At 67.2% G+C, this 21,438-nt stretch carries 12 protein-coding genes; 8 read left to right on the top strand and 4 right to left on the bottom strand.

Annotated features, from left to right (window positions below):
* Positions 1 to 36 precede the first annotated feature (36 nt).
* On the top strand, positions 37 to 1,476 hold the full coding sequence (locus tag CFB40_RS32450; protein WP_089433616.1) for an MFS transporter: 1,440 nt from the start codon (positions 37 to 39) through the stop codon (positions 1,474 to 1,476).
* Positions 1,477 to 1,529: 53 nt separating this feature from the next.
* Here CFB40_RS32450 and CFB40_RS32445 read toward each other — a convergent pair whose 3' ends face one another.
* Positions 1,530 to 2,954: an aminotransferase-like domain-containing protein gene (locus CFB40_RS32445; RefSeq protein ID WP_089429568.1), complete on the bottom strand. Its 1,425-nt coding sequence runs from the start codon at positions 2,952 to 2,954 to the stop codon at positions 1,530 to 1,532.
* A gap of 607 nt (positions 2,955 to 3,561) precedes the next feature.
* Between CFB40_RS32445 and CFB40_RS32440 the strand changes: the two genes are divergently transcribed.
* From CFB40_RS32440 to CFB40_RS32410, 7 genes are all read left to right on the top strand, one after another.
* Positions 3,562 to 4,143 carry a helix-turn-helix domain-containing protein gene (locus CFB40_RS32440; RefSeq protein ID WP_089433615.1) on the top strand — a complete coding sequence of 194 codons (582 nt, stop codon included), beginning with the start codon at positions 3,562 to 3,564 and terminating at the stop codon, positions 4,141 to 4,143.
* Complete coding sequence (locus CFB40_RS32435) at positions 4,136 to 5,458, top strand: HipA domain-containing protein (RefSeq protein ID WP_089430113.1); 1,323 nt, start codon at positions 4,136 to 4,138, stop codon at positions 5,456 to 5,458. Before CFB40_RS32440 ends, CFB40_RS32435 begins: the two co-directional genes overlap by 8 nt.
* 56 nt (positions 5,459 to 5,514) lie before the next feature.
* Positions 5,515 to 7,692, top strand: coding sequence for a DUF4132 domain-containing protein (locus CFB40_RS32430; protein ID WP_089433614.1), 2,178 nt, complete (start codon positions 5,515 to 5,517; stop codon positions 7,690 to 7,692).
* A gap of 148 nt (positions 7,693 to 7,840) precedes the next feature.
* Positions 7,841 to 9,664, top strand: a complete 1,824-nt coding sequence (locus tag CFB40_RS32425; RefSeq protein WP_089433613.1) for an AAA family ATPase — start codon at positions 7,841 to 7,843, stop codon at positions 9,662 to 9,664.
* 3 nt (positions 9,665 to 9,667) lie between these two features.
* Complete coding sequence (locus tag CFB40_RS32420) at positions 9,668 to 10,312, top strand: 4Fe-4S single cluster domain-containing protein (RefSeq protein ID WP_089429564.1); 645 nt, start codon at positions 9,668 to 9,670, stop codon at positions 10,310 to 10,312.
* A gap of 17 nt (positions 10,313 to 10,329) precedes the next feature.
* Positions 10,330 to 16,641: an AAA domain-containing protein gene (locus tag CFB40_RS32415; protein ID WP_089433612.1), complete on the top strand. Its 6,312-nt coding sequence runs from the start codon at positions 10,330 to 10,332 to the stop codon at positions 16,639 to 16,641.
* Positions 16,638 to 17,984, top strand: coding sequence for a hypothetical protein (locus tag CFB40_RS32410; RefSeq protein ID WP_089433611.1), 1,347 nt, complete (start codon positions 16,638 to 16,640; stop codon positions 17,982 to 17,984). Before CFB40_RS32415 ends, CFB40_RS32410 begins: the two co-directional genes overlap by 4 nt.
* A gap of 59 nt (positions 17,985 to 18,043) precedes the next feature.
* Here CFB40_RS32410 and CFB40_RS32405 read toward each other — a convergent pair whose 3' ends face one another.
* From CFB40_RS32405 to CFB40_RS32395, 3 genes are all read right to left on the bottom strand, one after another.
* Complete coding sequence (locus CFB40_RS32405) at positions 18,044 to 18,955, bottom strand: hypothetical protein (protein ID WP_089433610.1); 912 nt, start codon at positions 18,953 to 18,955, stop codon at positions 18,044 to 18,046.
* A gap of 89 nt (positions 18,956 to 19,044) precedes the next feature.
* Entirely contained in the window at positions 19,045 to 19,368 is a 324-nt protein-coding gene (locus CFB40_RS32400) for a TfoX/Sxy family protein (protein ID WP_089433609.1), read from the bottom strand.
* Positions 19,369 to 19,543: 175 nt separating this feature from the next.
* A complete protein-coding gene (locus CFB40_RS32395; protein WP_089433608.1) occupies positions 19,544 to 21,277 on the bottom strand; it encodes a site-specific integrase in 1,734 nt (577 codons plus the stop codon).
* Between the last annotated feature and the right edge of the window lie 161 nt (positions 21,278 to 21,438).

The following is a 21,438-nucleotide window of genomic DNA, read 5'->3' as shown; positions in this document are numbered from 1 at the left end:
AAGCATGCCGCCGGACAGAAGATCAGGAGACAACCCATGCATCAGACCGTCACCGCGGGCGGCGCCCCGCTCGATACGCCGCAGGTACGCGCCGGCATCCGCACCGGCGCGGACATCTCCGCGCGCATGGACCGGTTGCCGATCACCCGGCACCAGTGGATGCTCGTGCTGCTGATCTCCCTCGGCGGCTTCTTCGAAGTCTACGACCTGATCTTCACCGGCTACATCGCACCGGGCATGGCCAAAAGCGGCCTGTTGCAGACCACCACGCAGGCATTCTTCGGCTTCACCGGCATCGCCGCCTTCATCGCGGCGACCTTCGCGGGGCTGTTCGCCGGCACGTTCGGCTTCGGCTGGATGCCGGACCGCTACGGGCGCCGCGCCGTCTTCACGTACTCGCTGCTGTGGTACTCGATCGGCTCGGCCATCATGGCGTTCCAGACGACGCCCGAAGGCGTGCTGTTGTGGCGTTTCATCACCGGCATCGGCGTCGGGCTGGAGATCGTCACGATCGACACCTACGTGACCGAACTCGTCCCGCAGCAGATGCGCGGCCGCGCGATCGCGTTCAACCAGGTGGTGATGTTCGCCGCCGCGCCGGTCGCCGCGATCCTGTCGTGGTGGCTCGTGCCCGCGACGGTGTTCGGGCTCGACGGCTGGCGCATCGTGGTGCTGGCCGGCTCGGCCGGCGCCGTGATCGTCTGGTTCATCCGCCGTGCGGTGCCCGAAAGCCCGCGGTGGCTGGCCGCGCACGGCGATGCCGAACGAAGCGAGCGGATCGTGAGCCGGATGGAAGCGATCGCCGAGCGCGAGTCGGGCATGCCGCTGCCGCCGCCCGCGCCGACAAGCGAAGCGCCTGAAGTGCACCGCGCGGCGTTCGCGGCATTGTGGCGTGCGCCTTATCGCACCCGTCTGCTGATGCTCGTCGCGTTCAACTTCTGCCAGGCCATCGGCTACTACGGATTCGCGAACTGGGTGCCGACACTGTTGATCGGCCAGGGCATCACCGTCACGAAGAGCCTGCTGTACGCGTTCGTCATCGCGTTCGCGCTGCCGGCCGGGCCGTTGCTCGCGATGCGCTTTGCGGACCGGATTCAGCGCAAGCACCTGATCGTCGGCGGCGCGCTCGCCGTGATCGTCTGCGGGCTCGCGTTCGCGCAGGTCAGGACCGTCGTGCCGCTCATCGTGCTCGGCGTGCTGATCAGCCTCGCCGGGCAAACCATCTCCGTCGCGTATCACGCGTACCAGTGCGAGCTGTTCCCGACCGAGGTGCGCTCCCGCGCGAGCGGCATCGCGTATTCGGCCAGCCGCGCCGGCGCGATGATGTCGGGCTTCATCATCGCGGCGCTGCTGAAGGATTTCGGCGTGCCCGGCGTGTTCACCGGGATCACCGTGTTCATGCTCGTCGTGGTCGTCGTCATCGGCGCGTTCGGCCCGAGGACCAATGGCGTGCGGCTCGAGGAGCTCAATCGCTGACGCCTGGCGCCGTCCGGGTTACGCCGGACGGCGCCAGGCAAGCACGCCCCCTTCTACCGCATGCACGCCGCCGCCAGCTTCCCGACCGTGATCACCGCCTGCTCGATTTCCGGCGACCACGGGCTGCTGTAGTTCAACCGGATGAAGTTCCGGTAGCTGTCCGTGATCGAGAACATGTAGCCGGGCCCGATCGTGATCCCCTGCTCCAGCGCGAGCTGGTAAAGCCGCATCGCATCGATCTGCGCGGGCAGCTCGACCCACAGCACGTACCCGCCCGCCGGGCTCGAGATGCGCGTGCCTTCCGGAAAGAACCGCGACACCATCGCGCGCATCAGGTTCGCCTGCTGCGCATACGCCTTGCGCAGGCGCCGCAGGTGATGCTCGTAGCCGTCGCGTTCGAGAAACTCAGCGATCGCGAGCTGCGGCAGCGACGGCGTCGCGAGCGTGTTCAGGAATTTCAGCTTCTCGACCTGGTCACGATAGCGGCCCGGCAACGCCCAGCCGATCCGGTACGCGGCCGTCAGGCTCTTCGAGAACGACGAGCAGTGCAGCACGATCCCGCTGCGGTCATACGACTTCAGCGAACTCGGATGCGCATCGCCGAAATACAGTTCGTTGTACACGCCGTTCTCGATCAGCGGCATCCCGGTCTTCGTCGCGAATTCGACCAGCTCGCGCTTGCGTTCGTCCGGCATCTGGAAGCCGAGCGGGTTCTGGAAGTTCGGCATCACCATGCACGCGGCGATCGGCTGCGACTTCGCGATCGCGGCCAGCGCCGCGATGTCGATCCCGTATTCCGGATGTGTCGCGACCTCGATCGCCTTCATCCCCATCCGCTCGATCGCGTGCAGCATCGCGTAGAACGTCGGCGACTCCACCGCGATCGTGTCGCCCGGTTTCGCAACGGCCTGCAGGCACAGGTTGATCGCCTCCGTCGCGCCGACCGTCACGATGATCTCGTTCGGGTCCACCGACATCCCGTTTTCCAGGTAGCGGCGTGCAATCTGGCGGATCAGCCGCGGATGGCCGGGCGGCAAGCCGTCCGTCACGCCCCACAGCGATTTGTCGCGGCCGGCCGCATACGCGTAGCGGTTCAGCTTCTCGAACGGAAACAGGCTCGGGTCCGGATACGGCGAGCCGAGCGGCACCGCGTCGTCGGTACCGATCGAGCGCAGCGTCGACAGCACCAGCCGGCTCACGTCGACCGACGACGAGATCGCGATCGGCTTCGACGGCCGCAGCTCGCGCACCGGCGCATGGCTGTCGTCGCGTCGCAGGTTCACGAAATAGCCCGACTGCGGGCGGCTTTCGAGCAGCCCGCGGCTTTCCAGCAACAGATACGCATGCAGCACGGTCGTGATGCTGATCCGGTGCTGCTGGCTCGCCTGCCGCACCGAAGGAATCCGGTCGCCGTGCCGGTACACGCCCTGGCGGATCAGGCGCTCGATGTCGTCCGCGAGTTTTTCATAGAGTTTCATCGCGTGCCTCCCGCCGGGCGGCGCAGCTGGGCTGCCCCGCCGTTTGCGTCCGACACGCCCGTGTTTCGCCCGCCGGCCGGGCCGTCGTGATTCCTGATCTTTCCCTCCGGTTTTGCCTTTTCCATCGCACTGGCTCTCTCTTGAAGATGCGCCGACAGGGTTCCGGTCCGACTGGATCTGCGGCACTGTGCACTTGATGATGGAATCTTAAGAGCAGAACAGTTGGCGACGAGTACACACATCGATCGCGCGAACAAGAGTACAGTTCGGCGCGCATCGCTCACGGCAGGAAAACTGTACGTCTTAAGAATGGGCGCGAGGGCGGTGAATCGCGCGCAGCGACGCCGGACGGTACGCGTGGCTTTCGGGGAAGGCACGACAACGAACCGCGAATGCACCATGCGGTCGCGGGGCGGCCGGTACACGTTGCCGGCCATTCGGAGATGAAAAACTGTTCGATCTAACAGTTTTTCTTTCGATACCGTCGCCAACGAGCCAAAACTCGTCGATCGCACGGTTTTTCCTTGAATTCTTCCATCGAGATGCAATACTGTTTGATCTCACAGTTTTTATCTTGCCGCACCGGCAACGGTAGCGGGGCCCAACCATGCGATACACGATCGAACAGGCATCCGACATCGGCGGCGTGATCCGCGCCGCGCGGAAAGTGCAGCAACTGCGCCAGGACGACGCGGCCGGCAGCGTCGGCGTCAGCGAGTCGTTCATGGTCAAGGCCGAGCGCGGCGCGGACACCATCCAGTGGGCCAAGGTGTTCCAGATCCTGCAGGGGCTCGGCGTTCGGGTCGTCGTCGACATTCCCGACGCCAGCGAGGAACTGCTCGAACGCCAGTCGGCGCGCGCGAGCCATCGGGCCGGCGTGCGTGCACGGCGCGCGGCCGAGCGCCTGCTGCTGCGCGCGGACGCCGCGCACCCGGCCCCGGCCGGCGAATCCGCGCCGCCCACCCGCGCGGCCGCACGCGTGCTCTCGGCCGCACGTCTCGTGCTGTCGCCTGCCGAAGCGTTCGGCGTGGGGACGGACGACACGCGCCGCCCGCGGATCAGGACGACCGACGCCGGCCGTCAGGCCTCGGCCCGTGCAATCGAGATCGCGCGCCGCGTGCTGACAGACGCCGGTGAAGCCGTACCCGACCACGCGCGCCCCGCCGGCGAGGACGCGTCGCATGACTGAGCGCACCCTCGTCGCCGCCATCGACGGCCAATCAATCGGCACGCTGCATGAAAACCGCAATCTGTGGGCGTTCGAATACGCGCCGTCGTGGCTCGCGCAGGCGTCCCGCTTCGCGCTGAGCCCGCATCTCCCGCTGCAGGCCGGCGTGCTGCGCGACGGCGCGACCACCCGCCCCGTCCAGTGGTATTTCGACAACCTGCTGCCGGAAGAATCGGTGCGGGCGCTGCTGGCGCGTGACGCGGGCCTGCCCGACATCGGCGACGCGTTCGCGCTGCTCGAGCACTACGGACGCGAATCGGCCGGCTCGGTGACGTTGCGCCTGCCGGTGGACACGGCCGACGAGGACACGCGCCTGCGCCCGCTCGACGATACCGAACTCGACGCGCGCATCCGCCACCTGCCTGCCGTGCCGCTGACGCACGACGCGCCGAAGAAGATGTCGCTCGCCGGCGCGCAGCACAAGCTGCCGGTCGTGCTGCGCGACGGCGCGCTGTTCGAGCCGAGCGGCCAGGCGGTGTCGACGCACATCCTGAAGCCGAATCATCCGCACGCGCACGACTATCCGCATTCGGTCATCAACGAGTGGTTCGTGATGACGCTCGCGCGCCGCGTCGGCCTCGACGTGCCCGAGGTCGAGCGCCGCTACGTGCCGGCGCCCGTGTACGTGATCCGCCGCTTCGACCGCGCGCAGACGGATACCGGCGTCGAACGACGCCACGCGATCGACGGTTGCCAGGCGCTCAACCTGCCCGCGACGATGAAATACACGGGCTGGTCGCTCGACGCGCTCGCAACGCTCGCCAACGCGTGCCGCGCGCCCGCACCGGTTCGCCTGCGCCTGTTCCGCTGGCTCGTGTTCTGCATCGTCGTCGGCAACGGCGATTCACACCTGAAGAATCTGAGCTTCCTCGTCACCGACAGCGGGCTCGCGCTGGCACCGCACTACGACCTGCTGTGCGACGGTGTCTACGAAACCGCGACTTACAGCGCGCGCAGCCGCTGGCCGGACCTGACGGAATTCACGCGGCCCGTCGCGGGTGTGCAGCGCTATGCGGATTTCACGCGCGACGTGCTCGACCAGGCCGGCGCGACGCTCGGGCTGACGCGCGCGACCGCGCAGCGCCACATCGACGAACTGCTCGCGCGCATTCCGGTGCAGGCCGACGCGCTGCTGCTCGAGATCGCCGCCGACAACGACGCGATGAAGACTGCCCGCCCCGAACTCACGGCGACGCTCGGCGGTGAGATGCACCTGCTGCGCGCGATCCGCCATATCGTCATCCACGAGATGGTCGAGCGCCTGCGGCCGCGCTGACGCCACGACACCACCCAAGCCGATCCGATCCCGCCACGCGAGGGCCGCCCAACCTCATGACCGAATCCGTCCACCCGCCCCTCGTCGACCAGCTCGTCGCGCGGCTGACCGGCACTGCCGACCACCCGCGCTTCACCGGCGCGCCGCTCGACCTGTCGACGCTCGACGCGCACGCGCTCGGCGCGGTGTGGCCCGCGCTGCGCCGCACCGAGGAACACGTCGCGCAACACGACTACGCGTACGACGATCCGCGCGCCGAGTTCGCGCGCTGGCTGCGCACCCAGATCGACGCGCTCGGGCTCGCGCCGCTCGTCGACGCCGAAGCCGCGCTCGAACTGTTCCGCAACATTCCGGCCGGCGCGTGGCAGCGCGCGTTACAGGAACTGTCGTGTCTCGACGCGCTGCCCGCGCCCGCACTGCAGGCCGAACTCGCGCGCATCCTCGGCGAACCGCAGAACGACGGCCTGCAAAGACTCTCCGTGTACGGGAAATATGCCCTGCACGCGTTCGCCGGCCAGCGCGACATCACGGCCTTGCGCGACGCGTATGCGCAGTTGAACGCCGATTCACCGGCGCGCGTGCGCGAGCTCGACGTGCTGCCCGAACTCGGGCCGGCGGCGCTGCTCGCGCTGGCCGCGACGAACGACGGCTATTTCGCGCCGAAACGGCTGTGGTTCAACGCCGACGATCCGGCCGCCACGCTCGCGGAAGAGCCCGCTTACGTCGACTTCGCGCGCGACACGCTGACCGACGCCGCGCGGCACGTCGCCGCGATTCACGCGGGTGACGTCCCCTATCAGGCCGATCGCGCGTTCACGACCGACGACGCGCAGGTCGTCGCGCGCGCGGCGCGCGTCGCGGCCTATCGCGACGCGCCGTGGCTCCCCCCGCTGATCGGGCCGCTGCTGACCGGCGTGTGCGTCGCGCCGACCGCCGCGAAAACCGCGCCGTCGCAATCGCTCGCGATCGCGCTCGGCCATGCGGTCGAGACGATCCCGACACCCGAGAGCGTGCGTGCGCTGCGCGATGCGCTGGCCGCCGTGCGCCACGCGGGCGTGCAGAAGAAGCTCGCTCGTAACCTGAAGCCCGCTGAACGCGCGCTCGGCGAACGACCGCACACCGCGCTGCGCATGACGCTCGACGCGAAACCCGACAAGAAGCAGCTCACGATGCTCGCCACCTGCATGGAAGCGGGTTTCTGGCAGTCGATGACGCTCGGCCATGCCGAATGGCGCGAGCGCCTCGTCGATGCGCCGGCCGGCGCCGCGTTCTCGACCCGCACGATCTGGCAGGCACGCGCGCGCGACGGCGCGACGGTCTCGTTCATGCCCGATATCGCGAAGGGCAAGGTCGTACTGCGCGACGCCGCCGGCGTGGCGTGCGAACTCGACGTCGACAGCGAGATCCGGCTCTGGCATCCGCTGCTGGCCGATGCTGACGAGCGGCTCGCGTGGCAGCGCGCGATCGTCGGCCGTGCGATCCGGCAGCCCGTTCGGCAGGCGTTCCGCGAGTTCTACGTGCCGGCCGACGAAGACACCGCGACCAGTCATTCCGCGATGTTCGAAGGTCATGTCCTCGCAAGCCGCCCGCTGCTCGGCGTCGCGCGCCGCGAAGGCTGGTCGATCCGCGCGTACGACGACGGCCTGGCACGCGAGTTCGGCGACGTGCGCGCGACCTTCAGCGTCGCCGCGCGGCTCTTTCCCGGCACGGACGGCCAGGGCACGTCGGGCCGGCTGCACGTCGAACGCAGGCTCGAGCGGCGCTGGATGGCCGCGCCGATCGGTGAAATCGATCCCGTCGTGTTCTCGGAAGTGGCACGCGCGGTCGACCTGCTCGTCAGCGTCGCCGCCTTCGCGCTCGACGATGAAGCGCCGCGCGCGGCCGACACGCCGGCGGACCCGGTGCGCCAGCGCGCCGCGCGGAACGCGCGCGAGCAGCGCCTGCACCGGCTGTCCGACCTGCCGCTCGGCGCGATGGCGCGGCATCGCAAGCAGGTGCTCGCGCTCGTGTTCGCGGAGCCGATCGCGCAAGGCCGGGTGACGCTCGACGAACGCCATGTGCGCGTCGGCGCGTGGTCGGTGCATTGCGCGACCGGGCGCGTGACGCGCGACGGCGAACCCGTCGAACCCGCGATCGAACCGCCGCCGTCGCCGCTGCGCGCGGTGCCGTGGCTGCCTTATGACGAAGCGCTGCTGCAGCGGATCGTCGATGTGGTCGCGGGGTTGCTGGGCTAAACCGGAAAATGAATAGCGCCGTCGAGATTCATTTCTCGACGCCGATAAAACGATCGACGCGTTTCCGATCGCCCTATTCATTCGGTATATATCGGTCGGGCGGCTATGATAACGTTTTGCTTTCGCTTTCTTTGCGCGCCATCACGACATGCCTGCCTACGTCAAACCCAGATGGTTACGGGATCTGCTGCGTTTCCTCCCGTTGAAAAGCCAGTTCGTGCTCTCGGGAAACGTCCGCGATTTGCAGGCCTGTGAAGTGGCCCCCGACGTGGTGACGGCGCAGTCGCTAGTGAATACGCTCGGCGACAATCTCCGCGAGGCGGGTTATGCGCAGCTGGTCGTCTGGAATCCGGTTTCAGGCTTCACGGTGCCCGATAGCCGGGTATCGCACACGGAGCCTCCCGATGAAACCCTGCGACGTCTCGGCCTGACACCGGTCGATGGCACGGCGCCGGGCGGCATCGATGTACTCACCGCATGCATTGAACGCCTGGTCGCGCTGCCCGGCCCGCCGGTTGCCCTCGTCGTCGATTTTGCTTCTCGACTGGCGATTCGCGCCGAAACGCTGAACCCGGCCGAGCACACGCTGTTCACACGCGCCCTGGTGCTGGCACATATGGCGGCCCCGCGCCCCGCGGGAGAACTGCGACGTCCGTTTTTCAATACCGTGATCTGGATCGTCGACAAGGAAGGCGATCTGCCGGACTGGTTGCTGATCGACAATCCGCGCATCCGGCATATTCCCGTGTCGAAACCCGACAGTGCCGCCCGTCGCGCGTTGGCCGGTGCATTGCTGCGCGGCGTACCCGGTGCGCAGGCCGCTACGCCGGATCATCTGGCCGAGGCGGCATCCGCCTTCGTCGACGGCTCCGAGGGATTGCTGCTCGCCGACATGAATGCGATCGCCACGCTCGCCCGCGTCGAGCAGGTGCCCCTCGATAAAATTGCCGACGCCGTGCGACGTTATAAAGTGGGCGTCACCGAGGATCCGTGGCAGCAAATCGACCGCGACAAGATCCGTCACGCCGACGCGTTCATTCGCCGCCGCGTCAAAGGCCAAGCGCATGCTGTCACGCACATGCTCGATCTCGTCAAGCGCGCCATGACGGGGGTGGGTTCTCAACGGAAAGGCAACCGGCCGCGCGGTGTCGCCTTCCTCGCCGGCCCGACCGGCGTCGGGAAAACCGAACTCGCCAAAACGATCACGAGCCTGCTGTTCGGCGACGAAAGCGCCTACATCCGCTTCGACATGTCGGAATTCAGCGCGGAACACGCCGACCAGCGACTCATCGGCGCGCCGCCCGGCTACGTCGGCTACGACGTCGGCGGAGAATTGACGAATGCGATTCGCGAACGCCCGTTCAGCGTGGTGCTCTTCGACGAAATCGAAAAAGCGCATCCGCGCATTCTCGACAAATTTCTGCAAATCCTCGATGACGGCGTGCTGACGTCAGGGCGCGGCGACCGCGTGTATTTTTCCGAAGCGCTGATCGTTTTCACGTCGAATCTCGGCATTTACCGCCAGGACGAATCGGGTCAGCGCGTCGCGAATATCCATCCAGGAAACGCCTTTGCGGACATCCAGAAAAAGGTACTCGGGGAAATCCAGCAGCATTTCAAGTTGGTCCTGAACCGGCCTGAAATCCTGAACCGCATCGGCGAAAACATCATCGTCTTCGACTTCATCCGCGACGATGTCGCGACGGAGATCTTCGAGCAGATGGTGCGTGCCGTGCTCGACGACGTCGCCTCCCAGGGGATCGCCGTCGACCTGGACGCCAGTTCCAGGATCGCGCTCCAGGCGCAATGCCTCGGCGATCTGTCCAACGGCGGCCGCGGCATCCGCAACCAGATCGAAGCGCACCTGCTCAACCCGCTGGCACGCGGCCTGTTCGATCAGGACGCGGCCGCCGGCGATCGATTCGTCATCTCGGGCATCGACTCGGGTTCGTTCCAGTTGCAAAAGCAGTAGGCCATGGACATCCGTGTTTCGCGCCTGCACTTTCCCGTGACGACGCTCGGGCCGGGGCAGCGGATCGGCATCTGGTTTCAGGGTTGCGCGGTCCGATGCCCGGGCTGTATTTCGATGGATACCTGGGCACATGCCGGGGGCGAAACCACCGTCGATGCGCTGTTGGCCCAGGTCCGAGCCTGGCTGCCTGACGCCACCGGCATCACGATCTCGGGCGGCGAGCCGTTCGAGCAGGCCGATGCGCTGATTGCGCTCCTGCATGGCCTGCGGCAACTGTCGGCGGGCGACATCCTCGTCTACAGCGGCTACCCGATCGAATCCCTGGCCGATACGCTGGCCCGCGCCGACGGCCTGATCGATGCGCTGATCTCCGATCCGTTCGACATCGACGCGCCGCAGACACGCGCGCTGCGCGGCAGCGACAACCAGCGATTGCATTGCCTGACGGCCCTCGGCCACGCGCGCTTTGCGCAGTACGAGCGCGCGCCGCCGCACAGCGGCAAGGCGCTGGATGTCATGTTCGACGAGGACGGTAGCGTCTGGTTCGCGGGGATACCGGGCCGGGACGATTTTCATCGATTGAGAGACCTTTTGACCGATCAGGGGCATCACGTCCGGATCAGTGCCGACAAGGCGAGAAACAGATAAGACAGGAAATGTCAGCCATGATGCGTTTTTGCCCGAATTGCCGAACCGAGCGGTCGGTGGACGAGTGGTACTGTGCCGGCACGGTCGGCGATGCCGTTTGCAACTGGGATTTGTCAGGCGTACCGATCCGGGCAAACGGCTGGCGCCCCCAGGATGTGGTCACGGTCGAGACGGTTAGCCAGCAAGTGGCTGCGGACGTGCCCGGGTCTGCCCTGCCGCCCTCGTTGTCGTGCACGAACGGCCATCCGATGAACGACGGCGACCTCATGTGCCTCGAATGCGGCGCGGATCCGGCCATGCCCGCCGCCGCCCAGCCGCTCGGCGCCGGCGACGAGGGTCCTGCCGGCCGCTCGGCAGAGGACGCGCCGCCGCCCGTCGAAGAAACGCGGATCGACGGCTGGCGGTTGTTGCGCCAGATTTCCAGCACGGATGGCGTGCGCGAACGCTACGTGGCCCAGCAGGACGGGACCGGCCGGCAAGCCGTCCTGACGCTGTATCGACCGGGCGCGGAACCGGATCCGGCGGTCTACGACGTGGTGCGCCGCCTGCCGCGCGAGCATGTGCCGGAGATCATCGCTACGGGACGCTGGGATCAACGTGCGTACGAAGTCGCCGAGGAGATGAGCGGCGGGACGCTGGCGGATCTCGGCATGGCCGTCCGCGATAGCGCGACGATCCGCCATGTCGTCGATGAACTGGGCCAGGCCTTGCAGGCGTTTTCGGACGTGGGGCTGCGGCATCGGGACCTGCGGCCCGGCACGCTGCTGGTGCGCAGCCGCGAACCGCTGGATCTCGTCATCAGCGGCTTCGGTTCGGCACGGCTGTCCGAATTCGATCTCGATATCGTCTCGCCGCTCGAAACGACGCGCTACATGGCGCCCGAGGCCATTGCCGGCGGTGTCGCCGCGGCGTCCGACTGGTGGAGCCTCGGCATGATCCTGCTCGAGCAGCTGACCGACGGCCGCTGCTTCGAGGGCATCAACCCGCGCGCGTTTCTGATTCACGTGCTGGCCAACGGCGTCACGCTGCCGGACGACCTGGATCCGTCGCTTCACCTGCTGCTGCGCGGCCTGCTCGCGCGCGATCGACATCAACGCTGGCAATGGCCGCAAGTCAAGGCCTGGCTGGACGGCAAACCGGTCGATGCACCATCGGCGGCGACGATCGATGCCGATGGCGACGAAGGCGCCAGCATCGCATTGGGCGCCCGCCAATATCGCAAGCCGGCGATCTTCGCGCTCGCCGCGGCGGAGCGCGAGAACTGGGAAGCGGCACGCGATCACCTGAATCGCGGCGTCGTCCTGACCTGGGCGGAACAAGCCGGTGCCGATGCGAAAGTGCTGGCCGGCCTGCGCCAGGTTGCGCAACTCGACGGCGTCGATGACGATGGCCGCCTGATGATCGCGCTCAAGCTGCTGAATCCCGACATGCCGCTCATTCTGCGCGGCGACATCGTCACGCCCGGCTGGTTGCTGCACAACCCGTTGGAGGGTTACGACCTGGTGACCGGGCCGGTGCCGACGTTCCTGGCGCGGCTGGGCACGGAAAGCTGGCTGTCCAGGCTACGCGCTCGAGCCGATGAAGTACGACACCGGGCCGCGCAACTTGGCATCGAACTGAACGAGGATCTGGTGCGCATCGCGCTGCTTTCCACGTCGCGTGCCCAATTGGGCGCGCAATGGGAAGAGCGACGCCTGTTGTTGCCGGACTCCGATCATCACGGCCTGCTGTCGCTGTCGGAACGCCGCGTTCTCAGCGAGGAAGACCTGATCGTTCTGCTGAGCGCGGCCATTTCGCAGTTTCGCTCGGTCGACGAGATCCTCGACCAGGCGGCGGCCATCGCGCAACGAGAGCAGATTCTGGTCTTCGATCGCCAGGCTGCCCGGACCGCGCTTGCGCTGCCGCGCGTTGACCTGTTCCATGCCGTCGACGACCGCATCGCCGGATTCGCGCGCACCGGCAACCCGACCGTCGATGAATGGGCGGAGCAGTTCCGGCTGGAACGTCGCTTGCCGCTGCACGAAGTGGTCGTTCTGCTGTCGGTGCCCGCCGAGCAGTGGCTGGAGCCGCAGAAGCAGCAATACGTGTCGCAGATCCTCGACTTCTTCGAGAAAAAAGTCGCCACGACCGTCTTGCGCGGCCCATTGGTACGGATGACCATCGGCAAGACCACGGGGCGCGTCGATCTTCACGAACTGAACGGCGAGCGATTCGCCAGCACCGCACTGCTCGACCATCTGCTCCAGCGCAATGTCCAGACGGTATCGGTGGACCCGGCCGTGTTCGGTGCAAACGGAACGCTCGAGGGCCGGTTGAACACGCTGTACCGGCAGACCTCGCTCTACAAGCGGGATACCGGCATCGACGGCCTCTATCTCGGTTTCCCGTTCCTGCTTTCCAAGGATCATCGCAGCACGACACGCCCTCGTATCGCCCCCGTTCTGTTGTGGCCGGTCAAACTGCTGATGGAACTCGGCACGCGACGCCAGGTGGCGATGGCTTTTGACGGCGAGCGCGAAGAGGTTCGCCTGAATCCCGCACTCGAGGGCCTGCTGGGACGCGAAGCCGTCAAGGCGTGGCGTGTCGCAGCCGACGAGGTGCTCGGACGTTCCGCGTTGAAAGCAGCCGACGTGGTCGATGCGTTCGGCCTGCTGGCCGACGTGGAAAGCCGCAAACTCGGCGCGCTGCCGCCGCCGACCCTCGACCTGCCCGCCGGCGCGACGCGTCTCGCCTGCGCCGGCGTGCTCTTTCACGTCGACTTCGCCGGCCAGGCCATCGGCGAGGATCTGCGTCAGCTCAAGCAATTGTCGCCGTCCGGCACGGCGCTCGAATCGATGCTGCGGCTCAAGGACAAATCCGACTACGATGCGTCCGAGGCCAAGTCGACCGAGCTCGACCGATTCCTGACGGTGGCGAGCGATCCGTCGCAGGAAGCGGCCATCCTGCAGGCGCGTCAGGGCCCCGGCCTGCTGGTCGAAGGGCCGCCGGGTACCGGCAAGAGCCAGACGATCGTCAACATGGTCGCCGACGCGATCGGACAAGGCCGGAGCCTGCTGATCGTCTGCCAGAAGCATGCGGCACTGGAAGTCGTTCGCAAGCGTCTCGTCGCGGAAGGCCTGGGCGATCGCATCGTGATGCTCAACGACGTCAACAAGGATCGCGAGCCGACGATTCGAGCCGTCCGCGAGCAACTGGATGCGATCTTTCACGATGCCGTGTTCGACCACGGTTCGATACGCCAGCGTGAACGCATGGCCGCGAGAATCGAGGCCCTCGAGGGCGAACTCGATCGCCAGCATGCCGCGCTGCATCGCGTCGACGAATCGACCGGCCTCAGCTATCGGGGGCTGCTCGGCGAATTGATCCGACTCGAGGCCGGCACGCCGCCCGTCAGCGTGCCGCAGTTGCGTACCCGGCTTGCCACGCTGGATATTTCGGCACTGACCACGCTGGAAGAACACTGCGCACCGCTCGCCCGCTACTGGCTACCGTCGAAGTTCGAGGGCAGCCCGCTGGCGCAATTGAAATCGTTCGCGACCGATGCCGCCACGCTCGACGCGTTCAACGCGGCCTTCGCTGATTTCCGCGAAGCGGAGCGCCTGCGGATCGAGACGCTCGCCGCGCATCCCGCGCGCTTCGATGTCGACGACCCCGCCCCGTATCGGGCGTGGCTCGATGCCAACGCCGGCCGCCTCGTCGCGCTGGACGAGACGCAACGCAAACGGCTGGCTCAATGGCTCCCCTTGTTCCGACCGGCCGACAATGCCGATGCGGAAGGCCATCGGTATTACACGGCGCTCGGTGCGTTGCATCGCGATCTGTTGGCCGTCGACACCAGCGGCTTCGACGCGGTGCTGTCGGCGGCCGTCGCGCACCTGCCGGATCCCGCGCTCCGCAAGCTCGAGGCCCAGGCGACGTTGGCGACTCGCGCCCCGTCGCTCTTGCGCCGCCTTAACCCGGTCACGTATCTGCGGCGTGGCCGCCTGATGAAATTCGTCACCGGCTGCGGCGCGCCCGCAACCGACGAGACGCTCCGCAAGCTGCTGGCCGCCAGCCGGCTCGAACAGACCTGGCGGCCGCTGCGCGACACATTGAACACGATCAGCCGGGCCTTGCATCTCGAGACGGTCGAACCCGCCTGCGGGCCTGCGCTCGCCGATGCCTGCCTGACCCGCCTGCGCCAGCTCGAGGAGATCCGCGAACTCGCGCAGCATCTGGCGATCGCGCCCCGCGGCGACGAATTCGACTCGGCCGTGATGACGGGCGACCGGGCGCCCGTCGAACAGTTGCTCGACGGCTTCGAGACCGCGTTCGTGCGGCACAACGCGCGCCAGCATAGTCTGCGGGCGCTGAGGTTGCTCGACGAGTGGCTCTCGGCAGAACTCGTCACTGCGTGTCGGCAGGCCATCGCCGACAACATCAGTTATCAGGCGCCGTTGAACCGAATCGGCGATGCGTTGCCGACGCTGGCCGCGTACCAGCAATTCCGCACCCGGGCACGGCATGTCAGCGCCGACGCACTCGACGTGTTTGCGATCATGCGCGACCACGAAGACGCGCTGACACGTCTGCCGCCTGAACGCCTCGACGACGCCGTGCGGCGCATGATCAACCGCGAGGCGCGGCTCGGATGGAAGCGGCGCATGGAGCAGGACCATCCCGAGTTGCTGCTTGACCAGAGCGAAACGGCCGCCAAGATCGAAGCACTCGCGGCCGCCGACGCGGAAATGCGGCGCCTGAACCGCGAGATGCTTCGCAACGGCATCGACCACGGCCGACTGGGTTCGGCGCGCGATTGGGAAGACGTGACGCGCTTGACCGGCAGGCGCTCCCGGCGTCTGCGCGAATTCATCGAACTCGGGACGGGGCTGGGCCTGATGGCGCTGCGGCCGGTCTGGCTGATGAACCCCGACGTCGCGAGCCGCGTACTGCCGCTGAAATCCGGGCTGTTCGATTCCGTCGTCTACGACGAGGCCTCGCAGATGCCGGTGGAATACGCGATTCCGACGCTGTTCCGCGGCAACCTGTCGATCGTCAGCGGCGACGAGAAGCAAATGCCGCCGACGGCGTTCTTTTCGAGCCGCGCGGACAGCGACGAGACGGACATCTTCGACGGCGAGCAACCCGACGAGGGCGCGACGGAAGACGAACGCGAGCGCTTCGAGGACACCTGGAACCGGCGCGAAATCAAGGACTGCCCTGACGTGCTGCAACTGGCACGGAGCGCACTGCCCGTGTCGACGCTGCAGATTCACTATCGTTCGGCGTATCGAGAGCTGATCGGCTATTCCAACGCCGCGTTCTACGAGAACAACCTCAGCGTGCCGGTTCGCCATCCGGATGCCACGGTGCGCGAGGTCAAGCCGCTCGAACTCATCCAGGTGAATGGCCTTTACGAGCAGCAGACCAACAGCGACGAAGCGGATCGCGTGGTCGCCTATCTGGCGCAACTGTGGCAACAGCCTTACGCGCAGCGTCCGTCCGTCGGCGTGGTCACGTTCAACCGCAAGCAAGCCGACCTCATTCTGGAGCGCCTGGAGCAGCGCGCGGAAGAGGATGAAGCATTCCGCGACGCGTATCGCGAGGAACTCGAGCGAACCGATCGCGGCGAGGACATGGCCGTGTTCGTGAAGAACGTCGAGAACGTCCAGGGGGACGAACGCGACATCATCGTCTTCTCCACGACCTTCGGGCGCAACGGCCAGGGCACCTTCCGGCGCATGTTTGGCGTGCTGGGCCAGAGCGGCGGCGAGCGGCGCCTCAATGTGGCCGTGACGCGTGCGCGCCACAAGGTCGTGCTCATCACGTCGATGCCGATCCGCGAGATCTCCGACATGCTCACGACGCAGCGCAAGCCGGCGATTCCGCGCGATTATCTTCAAGGCTATATGGAATACGCTCGCGCGATGTCGAACGGCGAACTGCCCGCCGGCCGCGCGTTGCTTGGCCGCATGAGCAGCGAGCGCGCGCATGCGAAGTTGCGGCAGACGGGTGGCGTCGACGGCTTCGCGGAAGATGTGCTGGCTTATCTGCAGGAGCTCGGCCTGTCGCCGGTGCCCGCCCAGGAAGGCGACGCCTTCGGGCTCGATTTTGCGATCGCCGATCCGGAAACCGGCCTTTACGCGATCGGCATCGAGTGCGATGCGCCGCGTCATCCCCTGCTCGAACATGCGCGTGCGCGGGAAATCTGGCGGCCGTCCGTGCTGAGGCGCGCCATTCCGACGCTGCATCGCGTCTCGTCGCAAGCCTGGTACCACGAACCGGAGACAGAGAAGGCTCGCCTGAAAGCAGCCGTAGCGCAGGCACTGAACCAGGAGGTGATGGCATGAGCGGCCCGAAAGTCGTCAGGATCGTGACGCGGGAGGAAATCGTCGCGATCTGCGAAGGACATCTGCAGCGCCTCGACCAGGCCATTGCCACCTGGATTGCCGAAGGCCGACGTACCGGCGTGCTATCGGACGACGAGATCGCGGCAACCCGGGCTCGACGTGAAGCGCTGGCCGCAATGATCGCCGCCGACGCGTTCCTGGAATTACAGAAGAAAGTGCCCGACGAGATGGCTTTCCTGAAGGCGGATCTCGCCCGGCGTCAACAGGTGGCAGTCGAGCAGGCCGAGCAAGCAGCGACACGCCGACGGCAAGGACGGCACGGCGCGACGACCTTGCTCGGCGCGCTGGAAGCGAAAGGGATAGAAATTCCGGCCGAACTCCGCGGCCAGCTTGATCGCCTGCGCTCGGGCGACCTGCTCGAGCAGGCCGATGCGCTGCTGGCGCAAGGGTTCGCCCTTCTGACGCCGGCTGTTGGACGCACACTCACCGATGCGCAACGGGCGCTGGCGAATCGACTGATGCCCGCCGAAGCATCGGCGGACTTCGAGACCTGGAAGGCCGCGCAACGAGCGGCGTCTCGTGATCCGTCCATCGACCGTGTCGATCGACAGATCGGGGAGGCACGGGTATTTCTGGATCCGCAAGCCGTTGCGGGGTTTTCGTCGAGACTGGATGCGCTCGAAGACGAGCTGAACGACGCGCGCAAGAACCTGTTGCTCGACAGCCTGATCCTCGACCTGTCGAGTGCAATCGAGGCCGCCCGTGCACGTCGTGCGGCGATCGCGGCACTGGAAGAACTGACGGCGGAGATTCGGGCTTGCCACACGGCAGACGCGACGATTTTTGTCGACCGCGCTCGACAGTGCGATCTCGCCACCGCGCCGGACATCGTGGCCGAGTTGACCCGAACCGGACAGGACCTGATCACGCAGGTGCGGCAGCAACAGGCAGCGGAGGCGCGGCGCAACGCGATCCTGAACGGTCTGGCGCGACTCGGCTACGAAGTGCATGAGGGCATGGCGACCGCATGGGCGAAGGACGGCCGGGTCGTCGTCAAGAAATCTTCGCTGCCGGATTATGGCGTCGAAGTCGGCGGTCAGGCGCAAGCCGGTCGCCTGCAGGTTCGGGCCGTCTCCCTCGTCGCGAATCGCGACGTGGCCCGCGACAAGGATGTCGAAACGCTCTGGTGTGGCGAGTTCGGCCGATTGCAGGCGTTGCTGGCCCAACATGGTGACGACTTGCTGATCGACCGTGCGATGGGGGTGGGCGAGGTACCGCTCAAGGTGGTTGCCGAACTGGCCCCTACTTCCGGCACGGAAGCAGCCGTGCGCACACTGAAGTAAGTCGTGCTGGAGAGCATTTTCCGGGCGCGGTAGGCCGCGCGCCGTCACGCATGCACCGCCTACCGCGCCGCCTGCTGCCGCTGCACCTCCTGCGCTTTCATCTGCAGATAGGCGCCGCGCTCGACCTCATGCAGTTGCTGCGGATACTGCTCGGTCGCATCGAACCAGCGCGCGAGGCGCTGGTCGAGCGGCTTGTCGAGCGTCGCGAGATACGTGTCGATCGCGAGGTAGTAGCGCATCGTGTTGCGCTCGAGCAGCCCGCGCACGCCGCCGACGTACTGCGGCTGCGCGGCCGATCCGCCGCTGACGGTCGTGAAGCCGACCTTGTCGCTGCCGACGGTCGCGAGGTAGGTCTTCATCGCCATGCGGCCCACCGTGCCGAAGCCATACGAATACGTCAGATGCAGGAACGTGCGCGACGCGCCGACCGGCACGGCCTCCAGCGCGATCCGGTAATCCTTCGTGCCCATCGGGCCACTGTCGGCGGTCAGGTCGACCTGGAAATAGTCGGGCGTCGCGGCCGCCACGCGATAGCGGAACTGCACGCGGTAGGTGTCCGGCAGCTTCTGCTGGATCTTGCGGCCGAGGTTCACGTCGAGCACCGGGCCGTTGCTGCCAGTCGACGCGTGGCAATACTTCGTGTTCAAGTGCAGGATCAGCACCGCGCACCAGTTCGCGGGGCCCTGCGCGGGATCGTCGAGCTGGCCGCTCACGACCGCATACGGATAGTCGACCACCGCGTAGATGTCGCCCTTCAGCGACGACGACGCTTCCGCCGATTCGAGCACCAGCGGCCGGTGAAACGCGTTGTCCTTCAGTTGCGGGCCGAGGCTGCGGTAACGTTCGAGCAGGGTCGCCGCATCGTCCGCGCCGAACGACAGCGCGCTCCAGCCCACGCACAGGGCCGCGACGAGCGCGTGCCGGGCGCGGCGAGCAAGCCACGTGCCGCGCGGATGTCCGGATGTCTTCATTCTTGTGCTCCCACCGGATGCGCGATGGTCGCGCACATGTGACACAGAATACGCCTGGCCGCAGCGCAACATGGCACGCGAACGAACCCTTATCGGCGCCGCCTCACCGGCACCGGCAACTGCGCGGCGGTGATACGGATCAATGCCGACAGCCATTCGCGATCGTCCCAGCGCTCGCCGGCGATGACGAGGTGCGGCTTCGCGGCCGGATACGGCGAACCTTCTTCGCACGTGCCGAGAAACGCGCGGCCTTCTGCCGTCGGCTTGACGAACAGCCGATCGTCGCAGACGAGCGCGACCATCTTGCCGTCGCAATAAATGCCGTATTCGCCGAACATCTTGCGTGCCGATACCGTACCGGCCGCCGCCATCTGCTCGACGATGAAATCGACCGTGCCTTGGCTCGATGCCATCGCTGTTCCTTTGAAAAAGTTTATGACCGCAGTGGGTGGCCGACCGTTCCGCCTGATTGGAAGAGAGATGGCAGCGTGTCATCCATTCGTCTGCGGAACGCGCATTCAGGCACGGGCTGCGAGCCTTTCCGGCTCACGACGCGCGGCCAGCTTCTGCCCGATCGGCACGACGCCGTTACTTCTCGGCCGCGAACGCGCTCGACATCTGCCGCGCCCGCTTCACGTCGTCGCCATGCAGGTAAATCGACGTCGTCGAGATCGACGCATGGCGCAGGTTGTCGCGCACGGTCGTCAACTCCGCGCCGCGCGCCAACGCGTGCGTCGCATGCGTATGACGCATCCAGTGCGGGCTGGCCTGCCGCAACTTCTGCGCGAGCGCGGGGTTGTCGGCATCGACCTGATCGGCCGTCTGCGCGAAGAAGCGCTGCATCACCTTCCACAGCCGCACGCTCGTGATCGCGGCCGCACCGTCTTCCGCGAGGCTCGGGATCAGCGGCGTGTCGGGCCGCCAGCGCGACGGCGTGACCGGCAGCCGGCGTGCGACCAGGAAACGGTCGAGCCCCGTGCGCGCAAGCGGCGGCAGCGCGACGCGCGCGGCCTTGCTGCCCTTGCCGATCACCTTCAGCCACGCGTCGCCGTGCGCATCGGTCTCGATGTCGCCGAGCGTCGCGCCGACCAGCTCGCTCGCGCGCAGCCCGGTCGCATAGCCGAAATCGAGAATGAAGCGCAGCCGTTGCGCGGCGGCCGGCGTCCAGCCCGACTGCGGCGCGGCCGGCGTGCCCTTGCGGAACTCGAGCCCGTCGGCGATCGTGCGCACGAGCAGCCACTCGCCTTCGGTGAACGCATGCGACGTGTCGAGTGCGTTCGGGCCGCGCGTGTCGCGCACCTTGACGCCCGCGAACGGATTCGCGAGCAGGTAGCGCTGCTCGATCAGCCAGCGGAACAGCGCGCCGAGCACCGACAGCGTGTAGGCGGCCGAGCGCGCGGACAGCGCACCGGAGAACGGCCGCCAGTCGGGCGCGCTGCGCGGCCGCACGGGCCCGACCCAGCGCTCGTGCGGTGTCGGGCGCCGCACGAACGCGCGATACGCGACCGCATCCTCGGTCGTCAGCGACGACAGCGCGCGGCCGCGCTCGACGATCGCCCACAGGATCAGCCGCTCGGCCTCCTTCCGGTACGCCCGCCGCGTCGCGGCCGATTCGTGCAGCGACAGCCACGCGTGCACGGCCGCGTAATCGTTGTCCGCATCGAGCGTGCTGGTCGCGCGCGGCGCGCGGAAGGTGCCGGCGGAGCCGTCGACCTCGTGCGGCAGCTTCAGTTGCTCCCACGGCACGATGGCGCCGCGCGGCGTCGCCGCGATCAGTGCGCGCGCCCGTTCGGTCAACGCCGGATGCGCGGTGAAAAACGCCTCGATATGCCGCGCACCGGCCATGCCGAGGCCCGCGATCGCACGCCACCACTGGCGCCGGCGCGGAATCCGCACCGTGAGATCGGCCAGCGTCGCGATCCCGTGCGCACGCAGCGCGCCGACCGCACGCGTGGGCAGCCACAGGCCGACGTCGTCGCTGATCTGCGGAACCGGCGCACGCGCATGACGCAGCAGGCCGATCGCTTCGGCGGCCGCCTTCGCTTCCTGCCTACGCTCACCGTCGGCATGACCGAGCCGTTCCGCGAGATCGGGCCGGCCCACCTGCCGCGCGACGCGCACGAGGCGGCGGCGAATGCCGCCGATCACGCCGCGCGCCGACCGCCCTTCGCCGAGCCGATCGGGCAGGTAGCGCTCGACGGCCTGGCGCACGGTCATGCCTGCGTACCACGCACGCAGCGCGGCCAGTTCGTCGGCGTCGGGAAAGCCTGCGGGCGCAGGCGCGGAATCGGAGGAAGACGGTGAGGCGAGGCGCGGTTTCATGACCGCGAGTTTGACAGAAGCGCGCGCGGCCGGATACGTCGCGCGTGGGGTTCCGGGCGAGATACGCGTTCACACGCAGGACGCTCAACGTGGCCTGCTATGCTGCGCGCTGCATTCCCGCGTCATCCGTCCGCCGCTTCTTCGCATCACGTTGCGACGGG

It is taken from the genome of Burkholderia sp. AU31652, from assembly GCF_002223155.1.
In the GTDB taxonomy this organism is placed as follows: domain Bacteria; phylum Pseudomonadota; class Gammaproteobacteria; order Burkholderiales; family Burkholderiaceae; genus Burkholderia.
The sequence above is the reverse complement of the archived record's forward strand: the minus strand, read 5'-3'. Positions and strand labels throughout refer to the sequence as shown.

What these genes read in the sequence shown, in the direction of transcription:
- CFB40_RS32450 (WP_089433616.1), top strand. Translation starts at nt 37, where the DNA reads ATGCATCAGACCGTCACCGCGGGCGGCGCCCCGCTCGATACGCCGCAG.
- CFB40_RS32445 (WP_089429568.1), bottom strand. Translation starts at nt 2,954, where the DNA reads ATGAAACTCTATGAAAAACTCGCGGACGACATCGAGCGCCTGATCCGC.
- CFB40_RS32440 (WP_089433615.1), top strand. Translation starts at nt 3,562, where the DNA reads ATGCGATACACGATCGAACAGGCATCCGACATCGGCGGCGTGATCCGC.
- CFB40_RS32435 (WP_089430113.1), top strand. Translation starts at nt 4,136, where the DNA reads ATGACTGAGCGCACCCTCGTCGCCGCCATCGACGGCCAATCAATCGGC.
- CFB40_RS32430 (WP_089433614.1), top strand. Translation starts at nt 5,515, where the DNA reads ATGACCGAATCCGTCCACCCGCCCCTCGTCGACCAGCTCGTCGCGCGG.
- CFB40_RS32425 (WP_089433613.1), top strand. Translation starts at nt 7,841, where the DNA reads ATGCCTGCCTACGTCAAACCCAGATGGTTACGGGATCTGCTGCGTTTC.
- CFB40_RS32420 (WP_089429564.1), top strand. Translation starts at nt 9,668, where the DNA reads ATGGACATCCGTGTTTCGCGCCTGCACTTTCCCGTGACGACGCTCGGG.
- CFB40_RS32415 (WP_089433612.1), top strand. Translation starts at nt 10,330, where the DNA reads ATGATGCGTTTTTGCCCGAATTGCCGAACCGAGCGGTCGGTGGACGAG.
- CFB40_RS32410 (WP_089433611.1), top strand. Translation starts at nt 16,638, where the DNA reads ATGAGCGGCCCGAAAGTCGTCAGGATCGTGACGCGGGAGGAAATCGTC.
- CFB40_RS32405 (WP_089433610.1), bottom strand. Translation starts at nt 18,955, where the DNA reads ATGAAGACATCCGGACATCCGCGCGGCACGTGGCTTGCTCGCCGCGCC.
- CFB40_RS32400 (WP_089433609.1), bottom strand. Translation starts at nt 19,368, where the DNA reads ATGGCATCGAGCCAAGGCACGGTCGATTTCATCGTCGAGCAGATGGCG.
- CFB40_RS32395 (WP_089433608.1), bottom strand. Translation starts at nt 21,277, where the DNA reads ATGAAACCGCGCCTCGCCTCACCGTCTTCCTCCGATTCCGCGCCTGCG.